This window comes from Streptomyces sp. NPDC058872 (genome assembly GCF_042743065.1).
GTDB lineage: Bacteria > Actinomycetota > Actinomycetes > Streptomycetales > Streptomycetaceae > Streptomyces.
In genome coordinates, this window is the sequence record NZ_JBHYMK010000077.1 from 14811 (window position 1) to 29690 (window position 14880).

Consider the following 14880-nt stretch of genomic DNA (forward strand, 5'->3'; position numbering starts at 1 on the left):
CCCCTCTTGCGTGCACGGGACGGGCCCGCGCGGCGACGGCACCCACCGCGTCCGGGCGGGGCGGCGGGGGCGGGCCGTGGAAATGCTCGGTGCGTCGGCGAGCCGCCCCATGGAAGGATGGCCCAAACGTCACGAAACCGAGGAGTTGACCGGGTGCCTGGGACAAACCTGACCCGTGAAGAGGCTCAGCAGCGGGCGGCGCTGCTGACCGTGGACGCGTACGAGGTCGAACTGGACCTCACCGGTGCGCAGGAGGGCGGCACCTACCGGTCCGTCACCACCGTCCGCTTCGATTCCGCCGAGGCCGGTGCCGAGACCTTCATCGACCTCGTCGCCCCGGCCGTCCACGAGGTCGTGCTCAACGGCCGCTCGCTCGACGTGGCCGCCGTCTTCCGGGACTCCCGGATCGCCCTGGCCCACCTGGCCGCCGGTCGCAACGAGCTCAAGGTCGTCGCCGACTGCGCCTACACCAACACCGGTGAGGGACTGCACCGCTTCGTCGACCCGGTCGACGACCAGGCCTACCTCTACACCCAGTTCGAGGTGCCGGACGCCCGGCGCGTCTTCGCCTCCTTCGAGCAGCCCGACCTGAAGGCCACCTTCCAGTTCACCGTGACGGCTCCGGCCGGCTGGAAGGTGATCTCGAACTCGCCGGCGCCGGAGCCCGAGGGTCCCGAGGGGACGGTGTGGCGCTTCGCGCCGACCCCCCGCATCTCCACCTACATCACGGCCCTGATCGTCGGCCCGTACCACTCGGTGCACTCGACGTACGAGGGCGAGGACGGCCAGTCCGTCCCGCTCGGCATCTACTGCCGTCCGTCGCTGGCGGAGTTCCTCGACGCGGACCACATCTTCGACGTGACCCGCCAGGGCTTCGGCTGGTTCCAGGAGAAGTTCGCGTACGCCTACCCGTTCGCCAAGTACGACCAGCTGTTCGTGCCGGAGTTCAACGCGGGCGCGATGGAGAACGCGGGCGCGGTCACCATCCGCGACCAGTACGTCTTCCGCTCGAAGGTGACGGACGCGGCGTACGGGCAGCGGGCCGAGACCATCCTGCACGAGCTCGCCCACATGTGGTTCGGCGACCTCGTCACCATGGAGTGGTGGAACGACCTGTGGCTGAACGAGTCGTTCGCCACCTACACCTCGGTCGCCTGCCAGGCCTCCGTCGCCGGCACCCGCTGGCCCAACGCCTGGACGACCTTCGCCAACGCGGAGAAGACCTGGGCCTACCGCCAGGACCAGCTGCCGTCGACCCACCCGATCATGGCCGAGATCAACGACCTGGAGGACGTGCTCGTCAACTTCGACGGCATCACGTACGCCAAGGGCGCCTCCGTCCTGAAGCAGCTCGTGGCCTACGTCGGCCAGGAGGAGTTCTTCAAGGGCGTACAGGCGTACTTCCAGGCGCACGCCTTCGGGAACACCCGACTGTCCGACCTCCTCGGCGCGCTGGAGGAGACCTCCGGCCGCGATCTGAAGACCTGGTCGAAGGCATGGCTGGAGACGGCCGGCATCAACGTCCTCCGCCCGGAGATCGAGACCGACGAGAACGGCGCCATCACCGCCTTCGCGGTCAGGCAGGAGGCCCCGGCGCTGCCCGCCGGCGCCAAGGGCGAGGCCGTGCTCCGTCCGCACCGGATCGCGATCGGCTTCTACGACCTCGACGCGAGCGGCAAGCTGGTCCGCACCGACCGGCTGGAGCTGGACGTCGCGGCGGCCGAGCTGACCGTCGTCGAGCAGTTGGTGGGCAAGGTCCGCCCGGCGGTCGTCCTCCTCAACGACGACGACCTGTCGTACGCGAAGGTCCGCCTCGACGAGGTGTCCCTGACGAACGTCACCGCGCACCTCGGGGACTTCGCCGAGCCCCTGCCGCGCGCCCTGTGCTGGGCCTCCGCCTGGGACATGACCCGTGACGGCGAGCTGGCCACCCGCGACTACCTGGACCTGGTGCTCTCGGGCATCGCCAAGGAGTCCGACATCGGTGTGGTGCAGTCGCTGCAGGGCCAGGTGAAGGCCGCCCTGGAGCTGTACGCCGCGCCGGAGTGGCGTGCGACCGGCCTGGCGCGCTGGGGCGCCTTCGCCCAGGAGCAGCTGCGCGCCTCCGAGGCGGGCAGCGACCACCAGCTGGCGTGGGCACGGGCCTTCGCGGCGACGGCCCGCGAGGACGCCGAGCTCGACCTGCTCGCCGGGTTGCTCGACGGCTCCGAGGTGATCAAGGGCCTCGCGGTCGACGCAGAGCTGCGTTGGACGTTCGTGCAGCGCCTCGCGGCCACCGGCCGCTTCGACGAGGCGGAGATCGCCGCTGAGCTGGAGCGGGACCGCACGGCAGCGGGCGAGCGGCACGCCGCCACCGCGCGCGCGGCCCGTCCGACGGAGGCCGCCAAGGCGGAGGCCTGGACCGCGGTCGTCGAGGAGGACAAGCTGGCGAACGCCGTGCAGGAGGCGGTCATCGGCGGCTTCGTCCAGGCCGACCAGCGCGAGCTGATCGCCCCGTACACCGCGCGGTACTTCGCCTCGATCAAGGGCATCTCGGAGACCCGCAGCCACGAGATCGTCCAGCAGATCGTGGTCGGTCTCTACCCGACGCTCCAGGTCTCGCAGGAGACCCTGGACGCGACGGACGCGTGGATCGCCGAGCACGATCCGGTCCCGGCGCTGCGCCGTCTGGTGACGGAGTGCCGCGCGGGCGTCGAGCGCGCGCTGAAGGCACGGGCGGCGGACGCGGCAGCCGCGAAGTAACGCCCGACCGCGGCCGGTCGAACGGAGAAGGGGCGCCCTCCCCCGTGGAGGCGCCCCTTCGCCGTGCTCGGGTTGCGGCCGGCGGGCGTCGGTGCGCGCCCGCGCCGCCGGGCGGAAGCGGGTCAGCCGGCGGCGCGGGCGTACCGGGCGCGCAGGTCGGCCGCCCCCTGCTCGGTGAGCGTGCCGTGGAGCCTCATCCGGGCGATGCCGCCGTCGGGGAACGCGTCGAGGCGGACGTGGGTGACGACGGCCTGCGCGGGCAGCGCGAAGCGGTGCAGGGTGTCGGGTTGGAGGCGGGTGCGCGGGATGATCTCGAACCACTCGGCCCCGGTCCCGCCGTTGCGGCCCTGGAGCGCGATCCAACCGGCCGAGTTCCCCTTGAGGTAGGCGGTGTCGACCTCGACGGCGCGGACGGCCCCCTGGGCGGCGAGCCGGAAACGGACCCAGTCGTGGGTGCCCCGGACGCGGCGGCGGCGGTTCTCCCAGCCGTCGTCCATCTTGCGGGAGGTGCCGGGCAGGATGATCTGCGTCGGCGAGGAGTAGAAGGTGTCCGAGGCGTCCTCGTAGCAGCCGCCGTTCAGCACGGAGGCCAGGTCGACGGTGCCCAGCAGCTCCCACCACGCGGGGTCGGGCACGACCTCGCCGTGGACGCGGAGGCGGGCGATGCCGCCGTCGGGGTGCTGGCAGAGCCGCACGTGGGTGAAGCGGCGCTCGACGTCGACGGCGAAGCCGTTGGCCGCGTGGCCGCGGACGGGGGTGGGCGGGACGAGCTCCTCCCACGTCGCGTCGAGCAGCTCGGCGGGGCCGGGCGCGCCGTCGACGGCGGTGGCCTGGACGCTGACCTTCTGCGGGTAGTTGCCGCGGAAGTGCGCGCTGTCGACGACGATCCCGCGGATGACGCCGGGGGCGCCGAGACGGACGATCGCCCAGTCGTGGTCCTCGGGGGCGGGGAAGACCTCGTCCGCGCCGGTGCCGCGCCGGCGGCGGGTCTCCCAGCCGTCCATGACCTTTCCCTTGTGGCCGAAGCGTTCCGGGTCGAAGGCGGCGCGCTCGGGGACGAGGAGGTTCTCGCGCTCGGCGAAGAACTCGTCGTTGGCGGCGATGACCCCGGCGCCGAGGCGGCGGTCGGCGAGGTCGACCAGTTCGGTGAAGGGGAAGTCACCGGTGCGGTAGTCGGCATAGGGGTCCCCACCGGCGTAGGGGGCGGCGTCGTTGGCGTGCGGGTCCTGGTGCGTCTCGAAGGTCATGCTTCGACTGTGCGGTCCGGGGACCCAAGCGGTCCATCGAATGTTTTCGACGTGTCCGTTCAGTTGTGCTGAATGGTTTCGCGGGCTGCCGCCGCCTGTCGGAGGGCGGCGAGGACCCGCGCCACCGCCGGCCCCTCCTCCGCCCCGCTCCGCACCGCGGCAACCACGTGGCGGCGCGGCTGGTCGGCGGAGAGCACCCGCATGACGACCCCGGCCCCGCCCCGACGGTCCGCCGAGGCCATGCGGGGGACCAGCGCGATGCCCAGCCCCGCCTCCACCATGGCGAGGATCGCGGTCCATCCGGAGGCGCTGTGGGCCTGCTCGGGCACGAAGCCGGCGGCTTCACAGGCGGCGGTGGTGATCTCGGACCAGGGGCCGGAACCCCCGAAGATCCAGGGCTCGGAAGCCAGGTCCGCGAGCCTCAGGCCGGGCGCCTCGGCGAGCGGATGCCCCGTGGGCAAGGCGACGTCAAGGGGGTCGGCGAGCAGCGGGAACCGGCTGAACTTGGGGTCGCGCGCGGAGGGCGCACGGGCGGCGAGCGAGAGCGCGAGGTCGACCTCGCGCGCGGCGAGGAGTTCGTACGCCTCCGCCGCCTCGGCTTCCCTGACCCGGACGTCGAGCCCGGGACGGACGGTCCGCAGGTGCCGTACGGCGGGCACGAGGAGGGCGGGCACGGACGTCGAGAAGGCCGCGACCCGCACCCGTCCGGCTTCGCCCCGCAGGTGTCCGTCGAGTTCGGCGTCGGCCCGCTCCAGCTGGGCGAAGACCAGCTCCGCATGACGCAGGACGAGATGGGCGGCTTCGGTGAGCCGGACCCGTCGCCCCTGGGGCTCCAGGAGCTGCACCCCGAGCTGTTTGGCCAGGTTGGTGAGTTGCTGGGAGACGGCCGAGGGGGTCATGAGCAGGGCCTCCGCGGTGGCGGTGACGGTGCCGCGGTCGCGGAGGGTGCGGAGGATCTGGAGCTTCTTGACGTCCCACTCGGTCATGGGGCGCAACCTATCGGGCGGGGCCGGCAGCACCGGCCGAGGAGGGTCGGGACCGCACCACCGGGGAGGAGGACCGATCGGCGGCGGGAGGGGCCCGGCGCGACCGGTGGACGGCCCCCTCACCCCCGATCGTGCCGCGCTCCCCCTTCGGCCGGTTCGGTCGAAGCCTCCCGGGGGTTCCCTTCGGGGAGGTCGAAGGATTCGACCTCCCCGGCCGCCTCGGGAGCCTTGGCGGTCCGGGGGCCCAGCTGGCCGGCGAGGGTGGCGCCGAAGGCGATCGCCATGCCGAGCAGCTGCACCGGACCGAGGGCCTGCCCGAGCGCCGCCCAACCGATGACGGCAGCGGTGATCGGCGAGAGCGGGCCGAGCAGGGTGGCGGAGGAGGCACTGAGCCGCTCGATGCCGCGGAACCAGAGGACGTACGAGACCGCGGTGTTGCCGAAGGCGAGGTAGGCGTAGCCGGCCAGGTGCCCGCCGTCCAGGGCCGGCGGGGCACCCTCGACGAGGAGGGCGACGGGCAGGATGACCAGGCCGCCCGCGGTGAGCTGCCAGCCGGTGAGCGCGAGGGAACCGACCCCCTCGGGGCGCCCCCAGCGCTTGGTGAAGACGACGCCGGCGGACATGGAGAGGGCGGAGAGCAGTCCGGCCAGCACGCCGACGGGATCGAACGCGGCCCCGGCCTTGAGGACCACGAGGCTGACGCCGAAGGCCGCGGCGACGGCGCTGAGCAGGGTCCGCGTCGTGGGCCTCTCGGCGAGGAAGAGGGCGGCGAGGCCGACGACGAAGAGCGGCCCGACCGAGCCGACGACCGCGGCGACGCCCCCGGGGAGGCGGTAGGCGGCGAGGAAGAGGAGGGGGAAGAAGGCGCCGATGTTGAGGGCGCCGAGGGCCGCCGACTTCCACCACCACGCGCCCTTCGGGAGGGTCCGGGTCAGGGCGATGAGCAGCAGCCCGGCGGGCAGGGCCCGCATGAGGCCGGTGAAGAGGGGGCGGTCGGGCGGGAGGAACTCGGTGGTGACGAAGTAGGTGGAGCCCCAGGAGATGGGGGCGAGGGCGGTCAGTGCGACGACGGCGGCCTTGCGGGACACGGCGGATTCCCCCTGGTTCGGTGTGCCGGACGGCCCGGGATCCGAAGCCCCGGATTAGCTTGGCGCTAATTAACTTAGCATTAAGCTACTTGCTTGTGAGTGACTTTTTGCGATGCGATCCCGGGGAAGAGGACACTGCCCCCATGAACACGAAGCCCCCCGGCCCCGCCCACGACGCCGTCGACGCCATCACCGACCAGTGGGCCGTCGTCCGCCCCGATCTGGACACGCTGCCGATGGCCGTCTTCGGCCGCATCTACCGACTGGCGAACGCCATGCGCGGCAAGGTGGACAAGGCGTACGCGCCCTACGGCATGGCACTCGGGGAGTTCGACGTGCTGGCGACGCTGCGCAGGTCCGGAGAGCCCTACACACTCTCGCCGCGCGAGCTGACCGCCACGCTGATGATCACCACCGGTGGCATGACCGGGCGGCTGGACAAACTGGAGAAGGCCGGACTGCTCAGCCGCAGCCCCGACCCGAACGACCGGCGCGGACTACGGGTCACCCTCAGCGAGCGCGGCAAGGAGCTGGTGGACCGGGCGGTCGGGGCCGGCCTCGCGCAACAGGCGGCGGCCCTGGAGTCCGCGCTCACCGAAGAGGAGGCGGAGCAGCTCGCCGGGCTCCTCAGGAAGCTGCTCGCGACGACCGCGTGACGGGCCCCACGCACACGAGGGCGCCGCGCGGTACGTCGTACCGTGCGGCGCCCTCGGACGGGACGAGGAGGCGGTCAGGCCTTCTTGGACTTGTCGAGCACCATCACCAGGCCGGTGATCACGAGGAACAGCACCAGCGGGGCCACAACGAACAGGCCGAGGGTCTCGATGACCTCCAGCTTGGGGGCCGGGTCGTCACCGTCGTCGCGGGTGAGCGCGAGCGCGGGGGACGACATGAGCAGCATCATCAGCGTCGTACCGGCCGCGACAGCACCGGCGCGCAGGGCGTTCTTCTTGTCCACAGCCCCAAAGTAGCGAACGCCTAAACGGGCCGCGCGTCCGGGGGTGCCGTACGGGCGTCTTCGGCGGCGACACGGGCGTGCAGCTCGCGCAGCAGGGCGTGCGCCCGGGGCGAGGCGGCGAACTGCTCCAGGGTCAACGGCTGGCCGTCCGGGCCCGCGAGCGGCAGCCGCCAATTGGGGTACTCGTCCCAGGTGCCCGGCAGGTTCTGCGGCCTGCGGTCCCCCACCGCGTCCGGCAACCAGACCCCCACCATCCGGGCCGGGGTGGCCAGCAGGAAGCGGTGGACGGCCCTGACCTCGGCCTCTTCCCCGCCCGGCCCCTCGGGCAGCAGCCCCGTCCGCTCGAAGACGCCCAGCCAGTCGGCGGTCTCCGCCGCGTCCGCGGCCCGCTCGCGGACCGGGTCCCCGGGGAGCAGTCCGAGCCGGTGCCGCAGGGAAACGTGCTCGCCGGAGAGCCGGGCGGCGGTCGGGGGAAGGTCGTGGGTGGTGGCGGTGGCGACGCACTCCGCACGCCACTCCCCTGCGGGCAGCGGGCGGCCGGTCCCCTCCCAGTCCCGCTCGAACCAGAGGACCGAGGTCCCGAACACCCCGCGCCGGGCCAGTTCCTCCCGCACTCCCGGCTCGACCGTGCCGAGGTCCTCGCCGATGACCAGGGCGCCGGCCCGGTGCGCCTCCAGGACGAGGATCGCGAGCATCGCCTCCGCGTCGTACCGGACGTAGGTGCCCTCGGTGGGCTGATGCCCCTCGGGCACCCACCAGAGCCGGAACAGGCCCATCACGTGGTCGATGCGCAGCGCGCCCGCGTGGCGGAGGAGTTCACGGAGGAGTCCGCGGTACGGGGCGTAGCCGGTCGCGGCGAGGGCGTCGGGCCGCCAGGGCGGGAGGCCCCAGTCCTGGCCCCGGGAGTTGAAGGCGTCGGGCGGGGCGCCGACCGACATGCCGGCCGCGAAGGCGTCCTGCTGGGCCCAGGCGTCCGAGCCCTCGGGGTGGACGCCGACCGCCAGGTCGTGGACGATGCCGACCGCCATCCCCGCCGCGCGGGCCGCCGCGGCGGCGTCGGCGAGTTGTCGGTCCGTCAGCCAGGCCAAGCGGCAGTGGAAGTCGACCCGGGCGGCCAGGTCGGGATCGGCGCGCACGACGGCCTCCGCGGCGTGCGGCGTGCGCAGTTCCCCGGGCCAAGCCCGCCAGTGGGGCCCGTGGCGCTCGGCCAGGGCCTGGTAGGTGGCGTGGGCCTCCAGGGCGGGACCCCGCTCGGCGAGGAAGTCGTGGAAGTCGGCGCGGCGGCCCGGCCCCGGCTCCACGGTCCCGAGCACCAGTTCCAGGGCCCGCCGCTTGACCTCCCAGACGGCGTCACGGTCGATCAGCGCCCCCTTGCCGAGGACCCGTTCGCGCAGCTCGGCCGCCTCGGCGAGGATCCGGTCGAGCTCTTCGCGGCGCTCGGGTCCCACCAGGGCGTACTCGGGGACCTCTTCGACCCTCAGGTGGACGGGGTCCGGGAAGCGGCGCGACGAGGGACGGTACGGGGACGGGTCGCCGGGCGCGCCGGGCACTCCCGCGTGGAGCGGGTTGACCTGGACGAAGCCGGCACCGTGCGTGCGGCCCGCCCAGGTGACGAGTTCGCGCAGGTCGCCGAGGTCGCCCATGCCCCAGGAGCGGCCGGACAGCAGGGAGTACAGCTGGACCAGCAGTCCGTACGAGCGGCGCCCCGGGCCGGGCACCCGCGCGGGGCTGACGATCAGGGTGGCGCTCGCGGTGCGCCCGTCGGGGGCCTCCGCCTCGACGCCGTGGACGCCGAGCGGAAGCCCCGACCAGTCCGGATCGTCGAGGACGGCACCGTCCTCGGTGGTGACCCGCAGGCGGGTGCCGGGCGGCAGGTCCACCGGCGGCTGGGGGGACGGGCCGCACCGGCCCCGATCGTCCAGGTCCCCGTCGCGGTCGCCCTGCCGACCGTCCTGGTGGTGCAGGACCAGGGTGGGGGGCAGCAGCCGCTCGCGGTCGGCCCGTTCCGCCGCGTCGAGGGCGGTGGACACCGCCTCCGGCGTGGCCGCGTCGATGCCCAGGGCGCCGAGGACGGCCACCACGGTGGCGTCCGGCACGGGTACGGAGACGCCCGGGGAGGGGCTGTAGGCGGTGGCGACGCCGTGACGGGCGGCGAGACGGGCCAGGGTCACTTCACACTCCGGGGGACTCCGGGCCGCCCGCGTTGACGGGGGCGGTGGGTTCACTGGTCAAGGGGGTCACTTCGGCGAGGGCCGGCTCACTGGTCAGCGCAGTCACCGCAGCCAGGGGCGGCTCACTGGTCAGCGGGGTCTCGCCGGCAAGGGCGGGCTCGCTGGTGAGGGGGAACGCATCGGGCACGTGCGGCTCGCCGGTCAGCGGGGCGCCGGCCGGCACCGGCTGCTGCGGAATTCGTATCCGTCCGAGGTGACGGGCGGTCATGGTCACGGGGGTCTCCCGGTTCGTATCGACAGGTGGTACCTGGGGCAACGAGAAGAGCCCTACCCACCGCACCTCGTTTTACCGGCGGAAAGTGACGAAGTGGCGCCACCCCGCCGAAGGACTGCCGGGCAAAGGCGACACATCGACCATGCGCATTGACACTTCCGGTCGACGGGTGGTGGGCTCGTGACCTACTCGTGACCAACCGGCGGAGCCGCCGGCCCCGGCCGAAGGGAGACCCCGTGCACCTCGGGCGCAGGAAGCGCACGGCGACGGCCGTCGCCGCCGCCGTGATCGGCGGCCTCCTGGGCGGCACCGCATCGGGCTCGGCGCAGGCCGTTCCCACGGCACCGGTGGCCCCGGCGGCGCCCGCGGCCCTCAAGGCCCCGTCGGCCCCCGGGGCGCCGGGAGGCCCCACGGCCCCGGTCGCCCCGACGACCCCCGCCGCGGCGACGACCGCCACCACCGCCCCGCGGGTCCCCGCGGTCTGGCCGCGACCGCAGTCCGTGACCGGCACCGGGGCGCCCGTGCGCCTCGGCGACGAGGTGACGCTGCTCGCCGACCCCGACGCCGATCCGCATGCGCTCGCCGTCCTGCGCGAACTGCTGGGGGACGCCGGAGTCCGGACCGTCCACGCCGACCTGCCGGGCCGGGGCCCCGTCGTACGGGCTGCCGGGCCCTCCGGAGAGGGCGCGGAGGAGGCGCTCGCCGCCCTGGGCGTGCCCGAGCGGCTCGACCTCCCCCGCGGCGGCTACCGGCTCGCGACGGGCCGGCTCCAAGGCCGGGACACCGTCGTCCTGGACGGGGTCGGCGAGGACGGCCTGTTCCACGCCGTCCAGACGCTGCGCCAGCTCCTCGGGGGCGGGCGGGAGGTTCCCGGCGTCGTCGTCCGCGACTGGCCCGGCACCGCCGAGCGCGGCATCACGGAGGGCTTCTACGGACGTCCCTGGAGCCTGGAGCAGCGGCTCGCCCAGGTCGACTTCCTGGGGCGGACCAAGCAGAACCGCTATCTGTACGCACCCGGCGACGACCCGTACCGCCAGGCCCAGTGGCGCGAGCCCTACCCGTCGGAACAGCAGGGCGAGTTCCGCGCGCTCGCCGCCCGGGCCCGTGCCAACCACGTGGTGCTCGGTTGGGCCGTGTCCCCCGCCCAGTCCATGTGCCTGGCCTCGGCCGACGACGTGGCCGCGCTGACCGGGAAGCTGGACGCGATGTGGGAGCTGGGGGTGCGCTCCTTCCAACTCCAGTTCCAGGACGCCTCCTACGACGAGTGGCACTGCAAGCGGGACGCCAAGGCCTTCGGGCGCGGGCCGGAGGCCGCCGCCACCGCCCATGCGCGCGTGGCGAACGCCGTCGCCCGGTGGCTGGCGGAGCGGCACCCGGACGCCGAGCCGCTGACGGTGATGCCGACGGAGTACTACCAGGACGGCGCGACCGCGTACCGCACGGAGTTCGCCGAGGTGCTCGACGCGGACGTGCGGGTGGCGTGGACCGGCGTCGGCGTCGTCCCCCGCACGATCACCGGCGGCGAACTGGCCGGCGCACGCGAGGCCCTGGGCAGCCACCCGCTGGTCACCATGGACAACTACCCGGTCAACGACTACGCGCAGGACCGGCTGTTCCTGGGCCCGTCGACCGGTCGGGAGCCGGCCGTGGCCGCCGGTTCCGCGGCCTTCCTCGCCCATGCCATGGAGCAGCCCGCGGCCTCCCGGATCCCGCTCTTCACCACGGCCGACTACGCGTGGAACCCGCGCGGCTACCGGCCCGGGGAGTCCTGGCGGGCCGCCGTGGAGGACCTCGCCGGCCCGGACCCCGCGGCCCGCGAGGCGCTGCGCGCCCTGGCCGGGAACGGCTCCTCCTCGATCCTCGACCCGGCGGGCGAATCGGGCTACCTCAAGCCGCTCCTGGCGGCTTTCTGGGGGACCCGCTCGACCGCCGACCCGGCCGCGCGGCAGAAGGCGGCGAACGAGTTGCGGGCCGCCTTCACCGTGATGCGCCGGGCTCCCGGGCAACTCGCGGACACCGCCGGCGGGACCCTCGACGACGAGACGGGACCGTGGCTGGAGCAGCTCTCCCGGTACGGGCTGGCGGGCGAGACGGCGATCGACATGCTGCTCGCACAGGCGCGCGGCGACGGCACGGCTGCCTGGCGGGCGCAGTTGGCCCTGGAGGCGCAGCAGGAGGCCCTCCGGGAGAGCCGGGTGACGGTCGGTCCGGGCGTGCTCGATCCGTTCCTCGTGCGTGCGGCGGCGGAGGGGACGGCCTGGACCGGTGCCGACCGGGTCGCCGCGGTCCGCGCCGACCGGACCGCCGACTCGTACACCGTGCGGCTCGACCGGACGCGGTCGGTGGAGTCCCTGACGGTCATGGCCGAGCCGGACCCGACCGGCGCGGTGGGGGACGCGCGGGTGGAGGCGTTCGTCCCCGACGAGGGCTGGCGGTCGCTCGGCCCGCTGTCCGCATCCGGATGGACGCAGGCCGGGGCGAAGGGGCTGCGGGCGGATGCGCTGCGGGTGGTGTGGAGCAGCGGGGGGCCGGCACCGGAGGTGCGGTCGCTCGTGCCGTGGTTCGCGGACGGACCGCGGGTCGGGCTGGACCTCTCGCGCACGGAGACGGACGCGGAGGTCGGCGGCCCGGCCCAGCGGGTGGACGTCGAGTTGACGGGTCGGCGCGCGGGCGCGGTGCGCGGGGCACCGACGGCGAAGGCACCGAAGGGCATCTCGGTGCGGTTGCCGAAGGAGGCCGTGGTGGAACGGGGCGCACGGACGACCGTGCCGCTGGAGGTCTCGGTGGCACCGGACGTGCCGGTCGGTTCGTACCGGGTGCCGGTGTCGTTCGCAGGTGAGGAGCGGGTCCTGACGGTGCGGGCCTTCCCCCGGACGGCGGGCCCGGACCTGGCGCGGGCCGCGACGGCCTCCTCCTCGGGCGACGAGACCCCGGACTTCCCGGCCTCCTCGGCGGTGGACGGCGACCCGGCGACCCGCTGGTCCTCGCCGGCGGAGGACGGCGCCTGGTGGCAGTTGGAGCTGGCCGAGCCGGCCCGGATAGGGCGGGTGGTGCTGCACTGGCAGGACGCGTACGCCTCCCGCTACCGGGTCCAGGTCTCGGCCGACGGACGCGTCTGGCGGACCGCGGCGACCGTCGAGGACGGCAAGGGCGGACGGGAGTCGGTCCGGATGGACGCGGCGGACACCCGCTTCCTGAGGGTGCAGGGGGAGAAGCGGGCGACCCGCTTCGGCTACTCGCTCTGGTCGGTGGAGAGCTACGCCGTGGCCCCGCAGGAAACGGCGGACGCGGAGGCGAAGGACCAGCAGCCCCCACACCCCTCGCAGACCCCGTCCCCGCAGCCCCCGCCGTCCTCGCCGGACGCCGCGCCGCAGGAGGACACCGCGGAGGAGCGGCCCGCCCCCTGAGGGGTGCGCCGCTCCGCGCCGGAGCCCCCGCAGACGCGAAGGGCCCGGCTCACCCCTTCGTCAGCGCCCCCACGGGGGTGTCTGCGACGGAGTCGATCCGGGCCATCACGTCCTCGGCACCGTACGGTTGGAGGTACGGCAGCCAGCGGGGGTCCCGGTGTCCGGTCCCGATGATCCGCCAGGCCAGACCGCTCGGCGGGGCGGGTTGGTGGCGGAGCCGCCAACCGAGCTCGCGCAGGTGCCGGTCGGCCTTCACGTGGTTGCAGCGGCGGCAGGCCGCCACGACGTTCTCCCAGGCGTGCGTGCCGCCGCGGCTGCGCGGGATGACGTGGTCGACGCTGGTCGCGACGCCCCCGCAGTACACGCAGCGCCCGCCGTCACGGGCGAAGAGGGCCCGGCGGGTCAAGGGAACGGGCCCCCGGTAGGGGACCCGCACGAAGCGCTTCAGTCGCACCACGCTGGGCGCGGGGAGGACTTGGGTCTCGCTGTGCAGGAAGGCGCCCGACTCCTCGAGGCAGAGGGCCTTGCCCTCCAGGACGAGGACGAGTGCGCGGCGGAGCGGTACGACGCCGAGCGGCTCGTACGACGCATTGAGGACCAGGACGTGCGGCACGGATGCCTCCTATGACGCCGGCGACGCGTGGCTCGCGCCGGGACGAATTGCTCTCAGTCTCTCCTCATGCCTGGTCGCAGCGCCACCACGTATCGGAATCGAGGGGGAACGGCCCGAGGTGTTCTCGACCACATCGGCATCTCTCTCCGATGTCTGCCCAGGTGGGGCCCGCTTCTCCCTCGAACACGGCAACGGGGGCACGTCCGGCGCCCCGTTACTGTGGATGGTCTGCGTACGAAATGCCTGGAGGTTGCCCCGTGTACCGGTCCGCCCTGGCGGCTGCCACCGAACCCGACCCGATGCCGACGACCCTGGACGAGGCCGCGGAGAGGGCCACCAACGCGGCGAGCTGGGTGGAGGAGAACTGGTCCACCTGGTTGAACACCGGGTTGCGCATCCTGCTGATCCTGGTCGTCGCCCTGCTGCTCCGGATGGCCGTCCGACGGGCCCTGACGAAGCTGATCGAGCGGATGAACCGCTCGGCACAGGCGGTGGAGGGGACAGCGCTCGGCGGTCTCCTGGTGAACACCGAGCGGCGGCGGCAGCGCTCGGAGGCGATCGGCTCGGTGCTGCGCTCGGTGGCGTCGTTCCTGATCATGGGAACGGCCGGTCTGATGGTCCTGGGCGCCTTCAAGATCGACCTCGCGCCGCTGCTCGCCTCGGCCGGTGTGGCCGGCGTGGCGATCGGCTTCGGTGCGCGGAACCTGGTGACGGACTTCCTGTCCGGCGTCTTCATGATCCTGGAGGACCAGTACGGGGTCGGCGACTCGGTCGACGCCGGCGTGGCCTCCGGCGAGGTCGTCGAGGTGGGCCTGCGGGTGACCAAGCTGCGCGGGGCGGACGGTGAGATCTGGTACGTGCGCAACGGCGAGATCAAGCGGATAGGGAACCTGAGCCAGGGCTGGGCGACGGCCGGCGTGGACGTGACCGTGCGGCCGACGGAGGACCTGGAGCGGGTGCGGTCCGTGATCGTGGAAGCGGCGGCGTCCATGGCGAAGGACGAGCCGTGGAACGAGCGCCTGTGGGGGCCGGTGGAAGTGCTCGGCCTGAGCGAGGTGCTGCTCGACTCGATGACGCTCCGCGTCGCGGCGAAGACGATGCCGGGCAAGGCGCTGGGGGTGGAGCGCGAGCTGCGCTGGCGGATCAAGCAGGGCCTGGACGAGGCCGGCATCCAGCTCGTCGGCGGGGTTCCGGCGCAGGTGGAGGCGACCGCCGATCCGACGGCGGGGATGGCGGCGCCGTCGGTGTTCGGCTCGGCGATCTCCCCGCAGTCGGTGGCGGCGACCCCGCTGCCGAGGCCGGACCTGAACAAGTAGCGACCCGGTACGACGGAGGGCGCCCCCCCCGGGTCCCGGGGGGCGCCCGCCCGCGTGCCCGCGGCCCGCCGCCCCCGG

The 14880-nt window shown here is 73.9% G+C and carries 11 protein-coding genes; 4 read left to right on the forward strand and 7 right to left on the reverse strand.

Going from position 1 to position 14880, the window contains the following annotated elements; genetic code table 11:
- Positions 1 to 153 precede the first annotated feature (153 nt).
- Positions 154 to 2742 carry an aminopeptidase N gene (gene pepN / locus ACFW22_RS32210; RefSeq protein WP_386411566.1) on the forward strand — a complete coding sequence of 863 codons (2589 nt, stop codon included), beginning with the start codon at positions 154 to 156 and terminating at the stop codon, positions 2740 to 2742.
- Positions 2743 to 2864: 122 nt separating this feature from the next.
- Here the strand turns inward: pepN and alc are convergent, their stop codons facing one another.
- The 3 genes from alc to ACFW22_RS32225 all read right to left on the reverse strand — a co-directional run bounded on the left by alc (position 2865) and on the right by ACFW22_RS32225 (position 6063).
- The gene (gene alc, locus ACFW22_RS32215) at positions 2865 to 3989 is read right to left on the reverse strand and encodes an allantoicase (RefSeq protein WP_386411568.1); all 1125 of its coding nucleotides are present in this window, start codon (positions 3987 to 3989) and stop codon (positions 2865 to 2867) included.
- Positions 3990 to 4048: 59 nt separating this feature from the next.
- The gene (locus tag ACFW22_RS32220) at positions 4049 to 4975 is read right to left on the reverse strand and encodes a LysR family transcriptional regulator (protein ID WP_386411570.1); all 927 of its coding nucleotides are present in this window, start codon (positions 4973 to 4975) and stop codon (positions 4049 to 4051) included.
- Between the two features lie 119 nt (positions 4976 to 5094).
- Positions 5095 to 6063 (reverse strand): EamA family transporter, encoded by a 969-nt coding sequence (locus ACFW22_RS32225; protein WP_386411572.1) that lies wholly within the window; start codon positions 6061 to 6063, stop codon positions 5095 to 5097.
- A gap of 143 nt (positions 6064 to 6206) precedes the next feature.
- Between ACFW22_RS32225 and ACFW22_RS32230 the strand changes: the two genes are divergently transcribed.
- Positions 6207 to 6719, forward strand: a complete 513-nt coding sequence (locus tag ACFW22_RS32230; protein ID WP_386411574.1) for a MarR family winged helix-turn-helix transcriptional regulator — start codon at positions 6207 to 6209, stop codon at positions 6717 to 6719.
- 74 nt (positions 6720 to 6793) lie between these two features.
- Here ACFW22_RS32230 and ACFW22_RS32235 read toward each other — a convergent pair whose 3' ends face one another.
- From ACFW22_RS32235 to ACFW22_RS32245, 3 genes are read right to left on the reverse strand one after another with little or no spacing between them, the layout of a single operon-like run.
- Positions 6794 to 7021: a hypothetical protein gene (locus ACFW22_RS32235; protein WP_386411576.1), complete on the reverse strand. Its 228-nt coding sequence runs from the start codon at positions 7019 to 7021 to the stop codon at positions 6794 to 6796.
- Between the two features lie 20 nt (positions 7022 to 7041).
- Entirely contained in the window at positions 7042 to 9192 is a 2151-nt protein-coding gene (gene malQ / locus ACFW22_RS32240) for a 4-alpha-glucanotransferase (protein ID WP_386411578.1), read from the reverse strand.
- A 1-nt stretch (position 9193) separates the two neighbouring features.
- Positions 9194 to 9460 carry a hypothetical protein gene (locus tag ACFW22_RS32245; RefSeq protein WP_386411585.1) on the reverse strand — a complete coding sequence of 89 codons (267 nt, stop codon included), beginning with the start codon at positions 9458 to 9460 and terminating at the stop codon, positions 9194 to 9196.
- A 242-nt stretch (positions 9461 to 9702) separates the two neighbouring features.
- On the opposite strand from ACFW22_RS32245, the gene ACFW22_RS32250 reads away from it, so the two are divergent.
- On the forward strand, positions 9703 to 12873 hold the full coding sequence (locus ACFW22_RS32250) for a beta-N-acetylglucosaminidase domain-containing protein (protein ID WP_386411580.1): 3171 nt from the start codon (positions 9703 to 9705) through the stop codon (positions 12871 to 12873).
- Positions 12874 to 12922: 49 nt separating this feature from the next.
- Here ACFW22_RS32250 and ACFW22_RS32255 read toward each other — a convergent pair whose 3' ends face one another.
- A complete protein-coding gene (locus tag ACFW22_RS32255) occupies positions 12923 to 13486 on the reverse strand; it encodes an HNH endonuclease (protein ID WP_384886708.1) in 564 nt (187 codons plus the stop codon).
- A gap of 239 nt (positions 13487 to 13725) precedes the next feature.
- On the opposite strand from ACFW22_RS32255, the gene ACFW22_RS32260 reads away from it, so the two are divergent.
- Positions 13726 to 14802: a mechanosensitive ion channel family protein gene (locus ACFW22_RS32260; RefSeq protein WP_386411583.1), complete on the forward strand. Its 1077-nt coding sequence runs from the start codon at positions 13726 to 13728 to the stop codon at positions 14800 to 14802.
- Positions 14803 to 14880: the final 78 nt, after the last annotated feature.